This is a genomic window from Brevundimonas sp. D3-1P (assembly GCF_055809335.1).
Genome location: NZ_CM147908.1, coordinates 1,974,835 through 1,989,464 on the forward strand (window position 1 = coordinate 1,974,835; position 14,630 = coordinate 1,989,464).

The window sequence follows — 14,630 nt, forward strand, 5'->3', positions numbered from 1 at the left end:
GCGCCGTCCAGAAATCAATGGGCCGCCGCGCGAATGTTTTGCGGCTTGCCGGGGCGGGCGGGATTTCGTGTATCTTCGCCACCGCATGACCGACTTCTCCAAGGCCTCCAATCCCCTGCCGTCCCAGGTCGACGTGGTCGTGGTCGGCGCCGGGGCGGCGGGCATCGCCGCCGCCCGCCGGATGATGCGGGCGAATCCGGCCTCTCGGGGCCTGTCGATACTGATGCTGGAGGCGCGGAATCGGATCGGCGGCCGAGCCTTTACTCAGCGGGCCGAAGGCGAAGGGCTGGATATGGGCTGCGGCTGGCTGCACTCGGCCGACGACAACGTTCTGGCCGCCCGCGTCGAGGCGGAGGGGCTGACGCTGGACCGGACCCCGCCGCCCTGGCGCACCCAGGCCTTCGACCATCAGATGACGCCGGCCGATCAGGACGCCTTCGGCCAGGCGTTCGCCGCGTTCGACCGGCGGGTGTCGGAGGCGGCGGCGCGGGGCGAGGATCGTCCTGCCTCGGACTTCTTCGATCCCGACGGTCGCTGGAACGCCCATATGGACGCCATATCGGGCGCCCTGAACGGCGCCCGGTTCGCGGAGGTCTCCAGCCTGGACTACGACGCCTATGGCGATACGGGCGTGAACTGGCGAGTGCGCGAGGGGTATGGCCGGCTGATCGAACGGCTGGGCGAGGCGGTGTCGCCGGTCACGGCGACGGACTGCGCCGTGCGCCGCATCGACCGCTCCGGGCCCCTGTTGCGGCTGGAGACCAGCCGGGGCGCCCTGACCGCGCGGATCGTGATCCTGACGGTCCCCAACAGTCTGATCGCCGACGAGACCATTCGCATCGGTCCGCCGGTTCCGGCCCTGCTGGAGGCGACGGCCGGCGTGCCGCTGGGCCTGGCGTCCAAGGTGCATATGACGGTGCGCGGCGCGGGAGACTTCCAGCCCGACACCCAGCTTTGGACCCGCACCGACACGGCCCAGACCGGCGGCTACCATCTGCGCCCCTTCGGCCGGCCGATGATCGAGGCCTATTTCGGCGCGGACCTGGCCTGGGGGCTGGAGGCCGACGGCCCGGCCGCCCTGTTCGACTTCGCCGCCTCCGAACTGGTTTCCGCCCTGGGGTCGGGGATGCGGCGGCGGCTGGAGGCGGTCGCCGTCAGCGGCTGGGGCGTCGATCCCTGGTCGCGGGGCGCCTATTCCCACGCCCTGCCGGGCCATGCGGCGGATCGCGCCCGGCTGCGCGTTCCGGTCGAAGATCGCATCTTCCTGGCCGGCGAGGCGACGGCGCCGGTCTATTACGGCACGGCCCACGGCGCCTGGATGGAGGGCCGACGCGCGGCCGACGCGGCCCTGGCCGCCCTGGGCCTTGCGCCGTGCGACCCGGGCGAGGTCCCGTCGTGAAATCGCCGAAGCCCGTAAGGCCCCTGTCGAGGCCGGCGCCGAAACGGCCGTCGGTGATGACCGGGGCGGCCATACCCATCCTGCGCTGGCCGCCCGACGAGGACCGGGTGGAGCGCATTTTCGAACGGCTGGCCGGCGTCATGCCGGACCCCAGGACCGAGCTGAACTTCTCCAATCCTTTCACTCTGGTCGTCGCCGTGGCGCTGTCGGCCCAGGCCACGGACGTCTCGGTCAACAAGGCGACCGAGCGGCTGTTCAAGGTCGCCGACACGCCCGAGAAGATGCTGGCTTTGGGGGAAGAAGGGCTGATCCCATACATCGCCTCCATCGGCCTGTATCGCGGCAAGGCCCGGAACGTCATCGCCCTGAGCCGCATCCTGCTGGAGCAGCACGGCGGCCAGGTCCCGCTGAACCGCGCCGACCTGCAGGCCCTGCCCGGCGTGGGACGAAAGACCGCCTCGGTGGTGCTGAACGAACTGGGGATCGAGGCCGCCATCGCCGTGGACACCCATGTCTTTCGCGTCTCGCACCGGCTGGGCCTCGCCAACGCCGCAACACCCGACAAGGTCGAGGCGCAGCTGTTCAAGGTCGTGCCCGAGCCCTGGCTGCCCAAGGCGCACCACTGGCTGATACTGCATGGCCGCTACACCTGCACGGCCCGAAGGCCGAATTGCCTGGCCTGCGTCATCGCCGACCTGTGTCCGTCTCGGGCTGGGCTGGCCGTCCTTGGTCAAACGGCGCCGGATCCTGGGCGCTGAGGGTCAGAACGACAGGAAAAGCGGCATGGTCGTGTCGCGCAAGAGGGTGCGGGTGACGCCGCCGAAAATGGTCTCCAGGGTCCGCGAGCGGCTGTAGCAGCCGATGACGGCCATGTCCGCGCCCAGGCCGACGGCCTCGCGCGTGATCGTATCGGCGATGCCGGCCTCGCCCGAGGCGACCGAATGCAGGACCGGCTGAATGTCGAACCGGGCCAGATACTCGGCCAGATCCTGCCCCGGGACATGGCCCGCCTCCAGGGCGTATCGGTCGCCGTCGACCACCAGGATCGTGACCCGAGACGCCCGCGACAGCAGGGGCAGGGCCTCGGTAACGGCCCGCCGGGCCTGGCGGCTGCCGTTCCAGGCGATGACGACGTGACGGCCATGGTCATCGCCCGGCCAGACCGACGGAAGCAGCAGCATCGGCCCGCCGTTCAGGCTCAGCAGACGTTCGGCGGTCCAGCTGGGCGGCAGATGAGGCGGCGACGGATGGGCGGCGACCATCAGATCGCAGTCCAGAAAGCGCAGCGCCTCGTCCTCGCCGCCCGACCAGACCACCTGAAATTCGACGGGTTGGCCCAGCGCCTCGGCGGCCATGCGCAGAGGTTCCATTTCTTCGGCCGCGTGTGCGCGGTCGGCCGCATCGTGGCGTCGGACGACCTCCGTGATCGCCTTCATTCCCCGCGTGAAGGTCTCGTCCGGCGTCAGCGGGCTGCGTTCTCCGCCATAGACGGCGATAAGCTCCGCGCCGAGACGCCTGGCCAGCAGCGCCGCCCGGCCGAACAGCCGCAGGCCCTCGGGCGTCGCATCCGCAAAGACGGCGATCTTGCGATAGGAGGTGGTCATGGTCGTTCGCCCCTTGAATACCGACTTCACTGCCACGCTTGAGGTGGGGCGGCCTTGCCCCAGATCAAGACGCCCGCGCGCCTCGGGCCCGCTCTTTCGCGGTCTGACGCTCTGCGACCGCCTGGGCCAGACCCGCGCCGTCCGATGGGTCGTGGTCCAGATAGAAGTCCGGCTCGATCAGTTCGGCCTCCATCAGCACCCAGCGCCCGGCGTCGTCGCGCGCCAGGTCGATGCGGGCGTAGAGCAGCGGCTCGGCGATGGCGGCCAGCACCCGTTCGGCCAAGACCATCGCCTCGGCGTCGGGGGTCACGGCCCGATAGAGGCCGCCGAACTGCATCTGGATGCGGAAGTCGCCGGGCACGGGCCGCTTGTTGACCGCATGGCTGAAGCGACCGCCGAAGAACAGCAGCGAGGTCTCGCCCTCGGTCTCGATGGATTTCAGATAGGGCTGGATCATCGCCGCGCCCTGGGGCGGCTCGGTCAGGGGCTCGCCCGGCGACAGGCGCAGGGTGCGGAACGCCCCGGCCGACACCGTCGGCTTGACGATCAGCATCGGCGCGCCCGTCTCGGCGAAGGCGGCGGCGACCTGGTCCGGGGTCACGCTGTCGGTCCAGCGGGTCGGCGGGATCGGCGCCCCCTTGTCGGCCAGCCGGGCCAGATAGGTCTTGTCCGAGTTCCAGCGCAGCACCTCGGCCGGATTGGCGACCGGCAGGCTCGCCCGGCTCCAGGTCCCGCACGCCGCCAGCCAGCGTGGGTGATCGCGGTGATAGCCCCAGGCGATGACCGGCAGGATCAGATCATAGTCGCCCAGCAAGGCGGCGTCCTCGACATGATCGGTCCAGGGTATAGCCGTGACGGTCGCGCCCGTCTGCTCCAGCACCGCCTTCAGCCGGTCCAGCACCTCGGGCCAGCGACCGATATAGGAGCGGTCGGACGGATCGGGGATCAGGACGGCGATCTGGGTCATGGCGTCCTCATACCGGAGCGGGGTCGGCCATATAAGGGCTTCCTTATATGATTTCGGATGACGCGAGGCCCGCCGCAGGCTAAGGCGCGACCATGACTCAGAACACCGCCCGATACGACGTCTGCGCCGTCGGCAACGCCATCGTCGACGTCCTCAGCCCCTGCGACGCCGCCTTCCTGACGGCCCAGGACCTGGCGCCCAATTCCATGCAACTGGTCGACGCCGAACGCAGCGCCGCCCTGTACGACGCCATGGCGCCGGGGGTCGAGGCCTCGGGCGGTTCGGCCGGCAACACCGTGGCGGGCGTCGGCTCCTTCGGCGGCCGCGCGGCCTATATCGGCAAGGTGGCGGACGATGTGCTGGGCCAGGTCTTCACCCACGACATCCGCGCGGCGGGCGTCCACTTCGACACGCCGGTCCTGACCGGCGGCGCCGACCAGGGCTTCGGCACCGGCCGCTGCCTGATCAACGTCCTGTCCGACGGGGCGCGCACCATGGCGACTTTCCTGGGCGCGGCGAACCAGCTTTACGCCGACGATATCGACGAGGCCCTGATCGGCGCCAGCGAGATCGTCTATCTGGAAGGCTATCTGTTCGATCCGGCGCCCGCCCGCGCCGCCTTCGAACGCGCCGCCGCCGCCGCGCACAAGGCGGGCCGCAAGGTCGCCATCACCCTGTCCGACACCTTCGTCGTCGCCCGCTGGCGCGCCGAACTGCTCGCCTTCATCGAACAGTCCGCCGACATCGTCCTGGCCAACGAGGCCGAACTGGGCGCCCTGTTCGAGACGGAGGACTTCGACGCGGCCGCCGCGCGACTGGCCGCCATCGTCGAGATCGCCGCCGTCACGCGCGGCGCGGCCGGCTCGGTGGTGATCCGGGGCGACGATCGCGTCGCCGTCGCCGCCTGCCCGGTCGACAAGGTGATCGACACAACCGGCGCCGGCGACCAGTACGCCGCCGGCTTCCTGCTTGGGCTGGCGCGCGGCCTGCCCCTGGAACAGGCTGGAAAGCTGGGCTCCCTGGCCGCCAGCGAGGTCATCGCCCATTGGGGTCCACGGCCGATGGTCAGGCTGGCCGATCTGGCCGCCGAGCACGCGCTTGATCTCTGACGCCGCCATCGAGCCGTCCAAGAAGACGGGAATCGCTTCGCCCCGCACCTGACCCGCTGTAAGACTGTCGCCATGACGGACAGCGATACGAATCTGGACGGCCCGCCCTGGGAAGAGGACGAGGTCGCCGAGCGGGATCAGAACACCGACGACATGTTCGGCGCGCCGCCCGCCGCGCCCGAAACGCTTGCGCCCGCCGTCGCCTCCGCGCCTGCCAAGCCGTCTCCCGAGCCGACGCCTGACGACGGCGCCGCCTATCAGGTCCTGGCCCGCAAATACCGTCCGCGCACCTTCGAGGACCTGATCGGGCAGGAGGCGATGGTCCGTACCCTGACCAACGCCTTCGCCACCGGCCGCATCGCCCACGCCTTCATGCTGACCGGGGTGCGGGGGGTCGGCAAGACGACCACCGCCCGCCTTCTGGCCCGCGCCCTGAACAACGAGACGGAGACCATCGACAAGCCGTCGCTGGCCCTGACCGCCCACGGCCGGCACGACGCCGCCATCATGGCCGGCCAGCACATGGACGTGATGGAGATGGACGCGGCGTCCCACACCGGCGTCAACGACATCCGCGACATTCTGGAAAGCGTTCGGTATGCGCCGGTCGAGGCGCGCTACAAGGTCTATGTGCTGGACGAGGTCCACATGCTGTCGACGCAGGCCTTCAACGCCCTGCTGAAGACGCTGGAGGAGCCCCCGCCCCACGCCAAATTCATCTTCGCCACCACCGAGATCCGCAAGGTTCCGGTGACGATCCTGAGCCGCTGCCAACGGTTCGACCTGCGCCGGGTCGAGCCGGAGATACTGGTCGAACACCTGGGCCGGATCGCCGACCGCGAGGGCATGAAGATCGAGGCCGATGCGCTTGCCCTGATCTCGCGCGCGGCGGAAGGGTCGGTGCGCGACGGCCTGTCGCTGCTGGACCAGGCCCTGGTCCAGGCCGAGCGGGGCGAGACGGTCAAGACCGATACGGTGCGCGACATGCTGGGGCTGGCCGACCGCACCCAGACCATCGCCCTGTTCGAAAGCGTCATGGCCGGCCGCACGCCCGAGGCGCTGGAGAGTTTCCGCACCCTGTACGGCTTCGGCGCCGATCCGGTTCAGGTGACCAACGACCTCTTGGAGCATTGCCACGCGGCCTCGGTCGCCAAGATGCTGGGGCCGAACGCGACGCGGCTGCCGAACGACCAGGCGCAGAAGCTGGCGGCGTTGGGCGCGGCCATTCCGGCCGCGACCCTGTCGCGCACCTGGCAGATGCTGCTGAAGGCGCTGGACGAGGTGCGGCGGGCGCCCAATCCGGCCGATGCGGTCGAAATGGCCATCGTCCGCCTGGCCTACGCCGCCGACCTGCCCGGCCCGGAAGAGGCGCTGAAACGGCTTCAGTCGGGCGAACCGCTGGGCGGCGGCGCAAGCCCGCGCGGCGGCGCAGGCGGAGGCGGCGGAACCTCGGCGCAACTGGCGGCGCGCCCGGTCATGGCCCCCGCTCTGCCCGATCCGCAGACCTTCGAACAGGTCGTGGCCCTGATCGGCGAAAAGCGCGAGGTCGGGTTGCAGATGGATGTGGAGCGGTTCGTCAAGCCGGTCTCGTTCAAGCCCGGCGCCATCGTCTACGAAAGCGTCCAGGGGGCGCCGGTCGAACTGGCGCGCAAACTGGCCGCGCGCCTGCGCGAATGGACCGGCCGGACATGGCTGATCGCCGCCAACGGCCAGGGCGGCGGCGAGACCCTGATCGAACAGCAGAAGAAGGCCCGCGCCGCCGAACGGGCGGAGGTGGAGGCCAATCCCTTCGTCCAGGCCGTTCTCATGGCCTTCCCCGGCGCCAAGCTGGGCGAGATCAGGACCATCGCCCCGACCGTCGTCACGCCGGAAATCCCAGACGCGGTGGATGACGAAGACTGAACCCGCTTATCGCGGCGCGCGCTTGGCCAGGATGCGTTGCAGGGTGCGGCGGTGCATGCCCAGGCGCCGCGCGGTCTCCGAGACATTGTGGTCGCACAATTCATAGACGCGCTGGATATGCTCCCAGCGGACCCGATCGGCGCTCATCGGGTTTTCCGGCGGCTCGGGCGTCTCGCCTGAGGCCAGCAGCGCCTTGACGACGTCGTCGGCGTCGGCGGGCTTGGACAGATAGTCGACGGCGCCGGCCTTGACCGCCGCGACGGCGGTGGCGATGGCGCCATAGCCGGTCAGCATGACGATGCGGGCGTCCTGACGCTTTTCGCGCACCGCCTCGACGACCTTCAATCCGTTGCCGTCCTCCAGCCGCATGTCCAGGACGGCGAAGGCCGGGGCCGCGTCGCGCAACAGCTGCGTCGCCTCGGAAACGGACTCGGCGGTAGTCACCTGAAAACCCCGCGCCTCCAGCGCCCGGCCCATTCGGGTCCGCAGGGCCTGGTCGTCGTCCAGCAGCAACAGCGACTTGTCGGGCAGGGCGGCGATGCGGGTTTCGAGTTCGGACATGGTCGTGATTTCTCCTGCCTCTTCAAGTCGGGAGCGGCGACGCGCGGGTCAAGGCCGGGGTTTGGCCTGCGACGCTTCGACCCAGCGTCCGGTCAAGCCGCAACCTCCAGCGCGGGCCTGGCCCAGCGCACCGCGACGCGCGCGCCCCGCGGGACGGCCTTGGCTTCGGGCGCGGCGCCGGGCTGGGGCAGGCCCTGGCCGACGCTGACCGATCCGCCGGTGCGTTCCAACAGGGTGCGGGCGATGAAGAAGCCCAGTCCCATGCCGCCCTGGCTGGGGGCGACGGGGGCCTCCAGACCGCCCGTCGCGGGGGCGCGGCGCCTGGACGAACGGGCGGCGGCGGCGATCTGGGCGGCCAGGGCCTGGCGCGCCTTGCCCTGGGGCCGGCTGGTGACATAGGGCTCGCCTAGCCGGGGCAGGATGTCGCTGGAAAAGCCCGGCCCGTCGTCCAGGATGTCGATCTCGATCCAGCCGGCGTCGACCACCGCCTGGACCCGCACGGTGGTCGCGGCGAAGTCCGCGGCGTTCTCGACCAGGGTGGAGAGGCCGTGGACCACCTCGGGCATCCGCCGCACGCGCGGCGCCGGCTGGCCGGGCGGGGTCTTGACCAGGACGTCGAAGGCCAGGTCGAACCCCCGGTGCGGCTCCACCACCTCTTCCAGCAGGGCCTTCAGCGACACGTCGGCGTACAGCGCGTCGTCGCCCTCGGGCTGTTGCGACAACTGGGTCAGTATGCCCCGGCATCGTTCGGCCTGTTGCAGGATCAGCGCGGCGTCCTCGGCCGCGTCGCTGTCGGGCGCCGAGGCCCGCTGCAGCTCCTTGGCCACGACCTGGATGGTCGCCAGCGGCGTGCCCAGTTCGTGCGCCGCCGCCGCCGCCAGTCCGCCCAAGGCCGCCAGCCGCTGTTCGCGCTGGAGCACGTCCTGGGTGGTGGCCAGGGCCAACTCCAGTTTTTCCGCGTCGGCCGCCACCCGCCAGGCGTAGCCGGCGGTGAACACCACCCCCGTCACCAGCGCCATGGCCATGCCCAGCCGATAGAGCAGGGGCAGGTGGAAATCCTCGTAGGGCCGCCACGGCAGCGGCTCGGACCAGAAGAACAGGACGCCCACGGCCACCAGGGCCAGCACCCCCAGCATCAGGGCCTGGCGCGCCGGCAGGGCCGCCGCCGCGATCGTCACCGGCGCCACCAGAAGCAGGCAGAACGGGTTTTCCAGCCCCCCGGTCAGGGCCAGCAGCACGCCCAGCTGGAAGATATCGAAGCCCAGGTGGATCGCGGTCTGCTTGCCGTCGGGCAGGCTCGCTTCCAGCCTCCTGACCCGCGCCATGGCCCCCACGTTCACCGCCGCGCTGACGGCGATCACGATCAGGCAGGGCCATAGCGGCAGGGGGAAGTGCAGCACTTGGTGCGCCGTCAGGATCGCCGCGCTCTGGCCCAGAATGGTCAGCCAGCGCAGCACGATCAGCGTCCTGAGCGAAAATCCCCGCCCCCGGCGCGGCGCGTCGCGCCACCCCTCCAGCGGATCGGACGCCAGGGCGAAGGGCGCCAAAGCCTGGGGCGATGAGGCGCCATGCGGCGCGATGCGGGCTTCTGTCGAGGTCACGCGACTTCTATAGACCGGTCGAAGCCGTTTCGTGAGAGGGTCGTCATGCCGCGTCGTTCCATACTGCTGTTCGCCGGCGCCTGCATCGCCGTGGCGGTCGCCCTGGCCATCGTCACCGTGGTGGTGGTCAGCGGCCGCGGCGGCCCGTCGAACGGCGCCGAGATCGCCTCGACCGGACAACCCCTGATCGGCGGCGATTTCCAGCTCGTGAACCAGGACGGCCGGACGGTCGACCAGACGATGCTGAACGGCAAATGGAGCCTGGTCTTCTTCGGCTTCACCTACTGCCCGGAATACTGCCCCACCACCCTGGCCGAACTGGCTGCGGTGCAGCAGCGGCTGGGCGACAAGGCGCGTGATCTCCAGATCGTCTTCGTCAGCGTCGATCCCGAGCGCGACACGCCGCAGATGCTGAAGGACTATCTGTCGTCGGACGGCTTTCCCAAGGGGACCATCGGTCTGACAGGCACGCCCGAACAGGTGGCCCAGGCGGCCAAGGCCTATCGCGCCTTCTACCAGAAGGTCGGCGAGGGCGAGACCTATACGATGAACCACTCCCTGACCGTCTATCTGATGGGGCCGGACGGACGGTTCCGCACGGCCGTCGCCTATGGAATGGGACCCGACAAGACGACCAGGATCATCGAACAGGCCATGGCGCGGGGATAAGGCCCACCCCATAATCCTTTTGCAGGACGATGCGTTCTATGTTGCCCTGCGTCAGAGCGGCGCCAGGCCGTAACGGATCGTCATGCTCTACGCCTTTCACGAACTCGCCTACCAGTCGGCCCTGCCGTTCCGCATCGGCGCCCAGATGGCCCGAAGCTTCTGGACCTCGCCGCTTAATCCGGCGGCCGACACCGCCATCGGCCGCACCGCCTACGCCTCGGCCGAACTGTTCGAAAGCGTGACGCGGCGCTACGGCAAGCCGGCCTGGGGGCTGGAGACGCTGGAGATCGGCGGCAAGGCCGTCCGCACCGCCGAGCAGGTCATCTGGCAAAGCCCCTGGTGCCGCCTGATCCGGTTCGCGCGCAACATCGGCGACCTGAAACGCGCTGGAAAGTCCGCCGCCGGACCTGCGGTCCTGATCGTGGCGCCGCTGTCGGGCCACTACGCCACCCTGCTGCGCGGCACGGTCGAGGCCTTCCTTCAGGACCACGACGTCTATGTCACCGACTGGACCAACGCCCGGCAGGTTCCGGTGTTGGAGGGGCGGTTCGACTTCTTCGATTATATCGACCACATCCGGCTGATGCTGGCCGAGATGGGCGGCCGCCCCCACGTGGTCGGCGTCTGCCAGCCCGGCCCGCCCGTCCTGGCCGCCGCCGCCGTGATGGCCGAGGACGGGGACGAGAACCGGCCCCTGTCCATGACCTTCATGGGCTCGCCCATCGACGCCCGCCTGTCCCCGACCGTGACCAACCAACTGGCCGAGGAAAAACCCTTCACCTGGTTCAAGTCCAACATGATCCACACCGTGCCCCTGCCCTATGCGGGGTTCGGGCGGCGGGTCTATCCGGGCTTCGTCCAACTCTACAGCTTCATGTCGATGAACGAGGCGCGCCACCGCGACGCCCACTGGGACTATTTCAACAGCCTGATCGCCGGCGACGGCGACGGGGTGGAGAAGCACGAGGAATTCTACGACGAGTATCTGTCGGTGCTGGACCTGACCGAGGAATTCTATCTCCAGACCATCGACATCGTGTTCCAGCAGCATCTGCTGGCGCGGGGCCTGCTGGAGCACCGGGGACGCAAGGTCGATCTGACCAGGATCACGGACATCGGCCTGATGACGGTCGAGGGCGAGAAGGACGACATCTCCGGCGTCGGCCAGACCCAGGCCGCCCACGGCCTGTGCTCCAATATCCCCCAGGATCGCCGCGTCCTCTACGTCCAGCCGGGCGTGGGCCACTACGGCGTGTTCAACGGCCGTCGCTTCCGCGACGAGATCTATCCCCGCGTCCGCGATTTCATCGCCCAGAACGAGGCCCTGAGTGGCGTATCGCAACGGTCAGCGACTGCCGCTTGACGCGGCGGGCGGGGACTCAGGTTCCGGCCCGATCCTGAGACTGTCCGTCAATCCGCGCGCCCGGCGCCTGTCGGTGCGGATCGACGCGCGCGCGGGCGAGGCGGTGGTGATCGCCCCCACCGAACGCGGCCTGACCCAGGCCGTCGCCTTCGCCCGCACCAAGGCCGTCTGGATCGGCGAACGGCTGGCGGTCCGCCCAAAGAGTCGGCCGCTTGAGCCGGGTCAGGTCATCTCTCTGCGCGGCCGCCCCGTGCGGCTGGAGGCCGTCCCCGGCGCCGGGGCCGCGCGCCTGGTCGAGGAGGGAACGGTCATCCGCTCGGGCGGCGAGGGCGAGGCCTATGCCCGCCGGGTCGAGAACCTGTTGAAACGCGAGGCGCGCCAGACCCTGGTCGAGCGCACCGACCATCATCTGCGGACGCTGGGCCAGAGGTCGGTCCAGGTCTCCATCGCCGACACCCGCTCGCGCTGGGGCTCGTGCAGCCCGCACAACCGCACTATCCGCTATTCCTGGCGCGTCGTCATGGCCCCGCCCCCGGTCATCGACTATCTGGCCGCCCACGAGGTCGCCCACCTGGTCCACGCCGACCACAGCCCGGCCTATTGGTCGGTGGTCGAACGGCTGGTCGGGGACCATAAACCCTGGCGCAAATGGCTGCGCGACCACGGCGGCGCCCTGCACGCCGTGGGGCGATAAGGCGAATCCTCAGCAGGATTGCCGATAAGACGCCGTGCGATATGGACCGCCGGTTCACCGCCCATCAATATTGGAATACACTCTGTGGACGGGTCTTCGCTGAACGTGAAGGCCCTCGACCGCTCGCCGTCCGGCCGGCTGACCGTTCGCAGATCAAACGCGCCAAGGTACGTCCAACGTCCAGAGTCGCTCACAAGAGGTTTGGACGTTTGTTTGAGAGGCTGCAAGGTGAAGAACATTTCTTCCCCTGCCGGCCCGAGAATGGCGATGCCGTTTTCGCCCATCTGATAAACGCTGGTGCGAGTGGCAGGTCCCCAGTCGTCCAACATATCCAAACACAACGTTCTGTCGCCACGCTGGATTTCTAATTTGCGCTGGTGTTCAGATCGGCCGATGGGCGAAGATACGACCATCGTCACCTTTAGACGCGCGCCGTTGGGTGTCCGGATTTCGGCAGAGTGATCCGGTCCGAAGAGCTTGCCCCGCAAATCATAGTCGAAAGACAACCATATCTGGGCGGCCAGCCACAGACCAAACATCCCTGTCGCGCAACCGAGTAACCAAACGCTTCCGACCGCAACCGCTGTGACGCGCCGCATCAGAAGAACAGGGCGTCCGGCTTGCGTTCGGGCGCCGGGCGTCCCTCGGGCTGTTGGTTCGGCGGGTCGCGATAGCCGGGCGGCGCTCCAGCGGGCCGGGGCGGTTGCTGGGGCGCGGTCTGTTTCGGCTGCATCGGCTGAACCGCGACGCCGGGCTGTTCGACATAGGGTTCGCCCTGATCGGGATCGACCGGTTCGACCAGGGCGCCGCCCTGATCCAGGCCGCTCATCAGGTCGCCGACCGGATCGGGCGCGACCCAGCCTTCGGGCATGGGCGGGCCGTTGGGGATGGCCGGGGCGTCCAGGCGCGGCAGGGCCGCCTCCATGAAGCCCTTCCAGATGGCGGCGGGCGACGATCCGCCGGTTACGCCGCGCATGGCGGTGTTGTCGTCCTTGCCCACCCAGACGGCGGCGACGAAGCCGCCGGTGTAGCCGACGAACCAGGCGTCCTTGTAGTCCGAGGTCGTGCCGGTCTTGCCCGCCAGATCGCGGCCCGGGATGGCCGCCGACCGGCCCGATCCGCCCGTCACCACGCCGCGCAGCATCTGGTTCATGTAATAGAGCGGCGGATTGTTGATGGCCTGGCCGCTCTGGCCGCTTTCGCGCTGATAGATGACGCGGCCCTGGGGGGTGCGGATGCGGCTTATGCCATAGGCTTCGACGCGGCGTCCGCCGTTGGCGAAGGCGTCATAGGCGGTCGCCATTTCCAGCGGCGACACCTCCACGGCGCCCAGGGCCATGGCCGGCTCCAGGCCGATGCGGCTTTCGATGCCCAGGCGTCGGGCGGCGCGGGCCACGCTGTCGCGCCCGACCTGGTCGGCGACCTGGGCCGCCACCGTATTGGTCGACTGGGCCACGGCCTGGGCGATGGTCATCGGCCCGCTGAACGTGCCGGAATAGTTCTTGGGCGACCAGGCGCCGATGGTGATCGGCTGATCGATCACCGGGGTCTGGGGCGTATAGCCGGCCTCCATCGCCGCCAGATAGACGAAGGGCTTCCAGGCCGACCCGGCCTGACGGCGCGCATCGACCGCGCGGTTGAACTGGCTGTCGGCGTATGACGAGCCGCCGATCATGGCGCGCACCCGCCCGTCGCCGTCCAGGGCGACCAGGGCCGCCTGCTGCACGCCGCGTCCGCCGTCCCGGTCCAGGATGCGGCGCACCGACCGTTCGGCCGCCGTCTGCAGCGTCAGGTCCAGGGTGGTCTCGACCACCATGTCCTCGGACGGTTCGCCGACCAGGCCGCGGATCGACTTGTCCAGCCAGTCGATGAAATACTGGGCGTGCTGCGTCGCCAGGGTGCGCGAGACGATGACCGGCTGGGTCACGGCCTGTTCGCGCTGGGCGGCGGTGATGACCCCCGCCTCCTCCATCTCGTTCAGGACGACGGTGGCGCGGGCGGCGGCGCGTTCGCTTTCGGACACCGGCGAATAGCGCGACGGCGCCTTCAGAAGGCCCGCCAGCAGGGCCGCCTCTCCGACCGTCAGATCCTTGGCCGACTTGTCGAAATAGCGTTGCGAGGCCGCCTCGATCCCATAGGCACCGGCGCCGAAATAGACCCGGTTCAGATACAGGGCCAGGATTTCCTTCTTGGAGAATTTCATCTCCAACCAGACGGCCAGCATCAGCTCCTGCACCTTGCGGCGCATGTTCTGGTCGGGCGTCAGGAACAGGTTCTTGGCCAGCTGCTGCGTCAGGGTCGATCCGCCCTGCACCACCCGACCGGCGCGGACATTGGTGGCCATGGCCCGCATCATGCCGATGGGGTCGAAGCCGGGGTGGTGATAGAAGCGCCGGTCCTCGATGGCGATGAAGGCCGCCGGCACATAGTCGGGCAGGGCGTCCAGATCGGCGGGCGGCGCCATCTGCGTGCCCCGCGTCGCGATCAGCGCCCCATTGCGGTCCAGATAGGTGATCGAGGGCTGGCGATCGACCTGATACAGGCTGGAGGTGTCGGGCAGGCCGCGCGCGAAGACGGCGAAGAAGACCACCAGGAAGATCAGCCCCCAGACCGCAAGCACAGCGCTCCAGTAGAACAACCGTCCCAGGGCCGACCGACGGGGCTTGCCCTGCGCCTGTGGTCCGCCCGCATTCACCGGTCCCGCCATGTCCGTCCTTCAGATGCCGCGCTGGGCGAGTTCTCGTTCATCGGCTGTGTATCG

The 14,630-nt window shown here is 69.3% G+C and carries 12 protein-coding genes; 7 read left to right on the plus strand and 5 right to left on the minus strand.

The features are described from left to right. Positions 1 to 67: 67 nt before the first annotated feature. Entirely contained in the window at positions 68 to 1,399 is a 1,332-nt protein-coding gene (locus AC0L6G_RS10065) for a flavin monoamine oxidase family protein (protein ID WP_473252088.1), read from the plus strand. A gap of 56 nt (positions 1,400 to 1,455) precedes the next feature. After that, on the plus strand, positions 1,456 to 2,157 hold the full coding sequence (gene nth / locus AC0L6G_RS10070) for an endonuclease III (RefSeq protein ID WP_293825941.1): 702 nt from the start codon (positions 1,456 to 1,458) through the stop codon (positions 2,155 to 2,157). 3 nt (positions 2,158 to 2,160) lie between these two features. On the opposite strand, the gene AC0L6G_RS10075 is transcribed toward nth, so the two are convergent. Beyond that, positions 2,161 to 3,003: a universal stress protein gene (locus AC0L6G_RS10075; protein ID WP_291539801.1), complete on the minus strand. Its 843-nt coding sequence runs from the start codon at positions 3,001 to 3,003 to the stop codon at positions 2,161 to 2,163. A gap of 64 nt (positions 3,004 to 3,067) precedes the next feature. After that, positions 3,068 to 3,970 (minus strand): ATP-grasp domain-containing protein, encoded by a 903-nt coding sequence (locus tag AC0L6G_RS10080; protein WP_473252089.1) that lies wholly within the window; start codon positions 3,968 to 3,970, stop codon positions 3,068 to 3,070. A 92-nt stretch (positions 3,971 to 4,062) separates the two neighbouring features. Between AC0L6G_RS10080 and AC0L6G_RS10085 the strand changes: the two genes are divergently transcribed. Together AC0L6G_RS10085 and AC0L6G_RS10090 are read left to right on the plus strand one after the other, a co-directional pair. After that, complete coding sequence (locus AC0L6G_RS10085; protein WP_473252090.1) at positions 4,063 to 5,079, plus strand: adenosine kinase; 1,017 nt, start codon at positions 4,063 to 4,065, stop codon at positions 5,077 to 5,079. 72 nt (positions 5,080 to 5,151) lie between these two features. Continuing rightward, on the plus strand, positions 5,152 to 6,981 hold the full coding sequence (locus AC0L6G_RS10090; RefSeq protein ID WP_473252091.1) for a DNA polymerase III subunit gamma/tau: 1,830 nt from the start codon (positions 5,152 to 5,154) through the stop codon (positions 6,979 to 6,981). A 6-nt stretch (positions 6,982 to 6,987) separates the two neighbouring features. On the opposite strand, the gene AC0L6G_RS10095 is transcribed toward AC0L6G_RS10090, so the two are convergent. Beyond that, complete coding sequence (locus AC0L6G_RS10095; RefSeq protein WP_473252092.1) at positions 6,988 to 7,542, minus strand: ActR/PrrA/RegA family redox response regulator transcription factor; 555 nt, start codon at positions 7,540 to 7,542, stop codon at positions 6,988 to 6,990. 92 nt (positions 7,543 to 7,634) lie between these two features. Further along, complete coding sequence (locus AC0L6G_RS10100; RefSeq protein ID WP_473252093.1) at positions 7,635 to 9,143, minus strand: ActS/PrrB/RegB family redox-sensitive histidine kinase; 1,509 nt, start codon at positions 9,141 to 9,143, stop codon at positions 7,635 to 7,637. Positions 9,144 to 9,188: 45 nt separating this feature from the next. Here AC0L6G_RS10100 and AC0L6G_RS10105 point away from each other — a divergent pair, with 45 nt between their 5' ends. The 3 genes from AC0L6G_RS10105 to AC0L6G_RS10115 all read left to right on the plus strand — a co-directional run bounded on the left by AC0L6G_RS10105 (position 9,189) and on the right by AC0L6G_RS10115 (position 11,869). Beyond that, entirely contained in the window at positions 9,189 to 9,812 is a 624-nt protein-coding gene (locus AC0L6G_RS10105) for an SCO family protein (RefSeq protein WP_473252094.1), read from the plus strand. 82 nt (positions 9,813 to 9,894) lie between these two features. After that, complete coding sequence (locus AC0L6G_RS10110) at positions 9,895 to 11,175, plus strand: polyhydroxyalkanoate depolymerase (RefSeq protein WP_473252095.1); 1,281 nt, start codon at positions 9,895 to 9,897, stop codon at positions 11,173 to 11,175. Next, entirely contained in the window at positions 11,141 to 11,869 is a 729-nt protein-coding gene (locus AC0L6G_RS10115) for a M48 family metallopeptidase (protein WP_473252096.1), read from the plus strand. The genes AC0L6G_RS10110 and AC0L6G_RS10115 overlap by 35 nt, the downstream gene beginning before the upstream one ends. A gap of 598 nt (positions 11,870 to 12,467) precedes the next feature. Here the strand turns inward: AC0L6G_RS10115 and AC0L6G_RS10120 are convergent. After that, positions 12,468 to 14,576 carry a transglycosylase domain-containing protein gene (locus AC0L6G_RS10120; RefSeq protein WP_473252097.1) on the minus strand — a complete coding sequence of 703 codons (2,109 nt, stop codon included), beginning with the start codon at positions 14,574 to 14,576 and terminating at the stop codon, positions 12,468 to 12,470. Positions 14,577 to 14,630: the final 54 nt, after the last annotated feature.

Coding starts and splice junctions, on each gene's coding strand:
- AC0L6G_RS10090 (WP_473252091.1), top strand. CDS start 5,152: ATGACGGACAGCGATACGAATCTGGACGGCCCGCCCTGGGAAGAGGAC.
- AC0L6G_RS10075 (WP_291539801.1), bottom strand. CDS start 3,003: ATGACCACCTCCTATCGCAAGATCGCCGTCTTTGCGGATGCGACGCCC.
- AC0L6G_RS10080 (WP_473252089.1), bottom strand. CDS start 3,970: ATGACCCAGATCGCCGTCCTGATCCCCGATCCGTCCGACCGCTCCTAT.
- nth (WP_293825941.1), top strand. CDS start 1,456: ATGACCGGGGCGGCCATACCCATCCTGCGCTGGCCGCCCGACGAGGAC.
- AC0L6G_RS10120 (WP_473252097.1), bottom strand. CDS start 14,576: ATGGCGGGACCGGTGAATGCGGGCGGACCACAGGCGCAGGGCAAGCCC.
- AC0L6G_RS10095 (WP_473252092.1), bottom strand. CDS start 7,542: ATGTCCGAACTCGAAACCCGCATCGCCGCCCTGCCCGACAAGTCGCTG.
- AC0L6G_RS10110 (WP_473252095.1), top strand. CDS start 9,895: ATGCTCTACGCCTTTCACGAACTCGCCTACCAGTCGGCCCTGCCGTTC.
- AC0L6G_RS10085 (WP_473252090.1), top strand. CDS start 4,063: ATGACTCAGAACACCGCCCGATACGACGTCTGCGCCGTCGGCAACGCC.
- AC0L6G_RS10105 (WP_473252094.1), top strand. CDS start 9,189: ATGCCGCGTCGTTCCATACTGCTGTTCGCCGGCGCCTGCATCGCCGTG.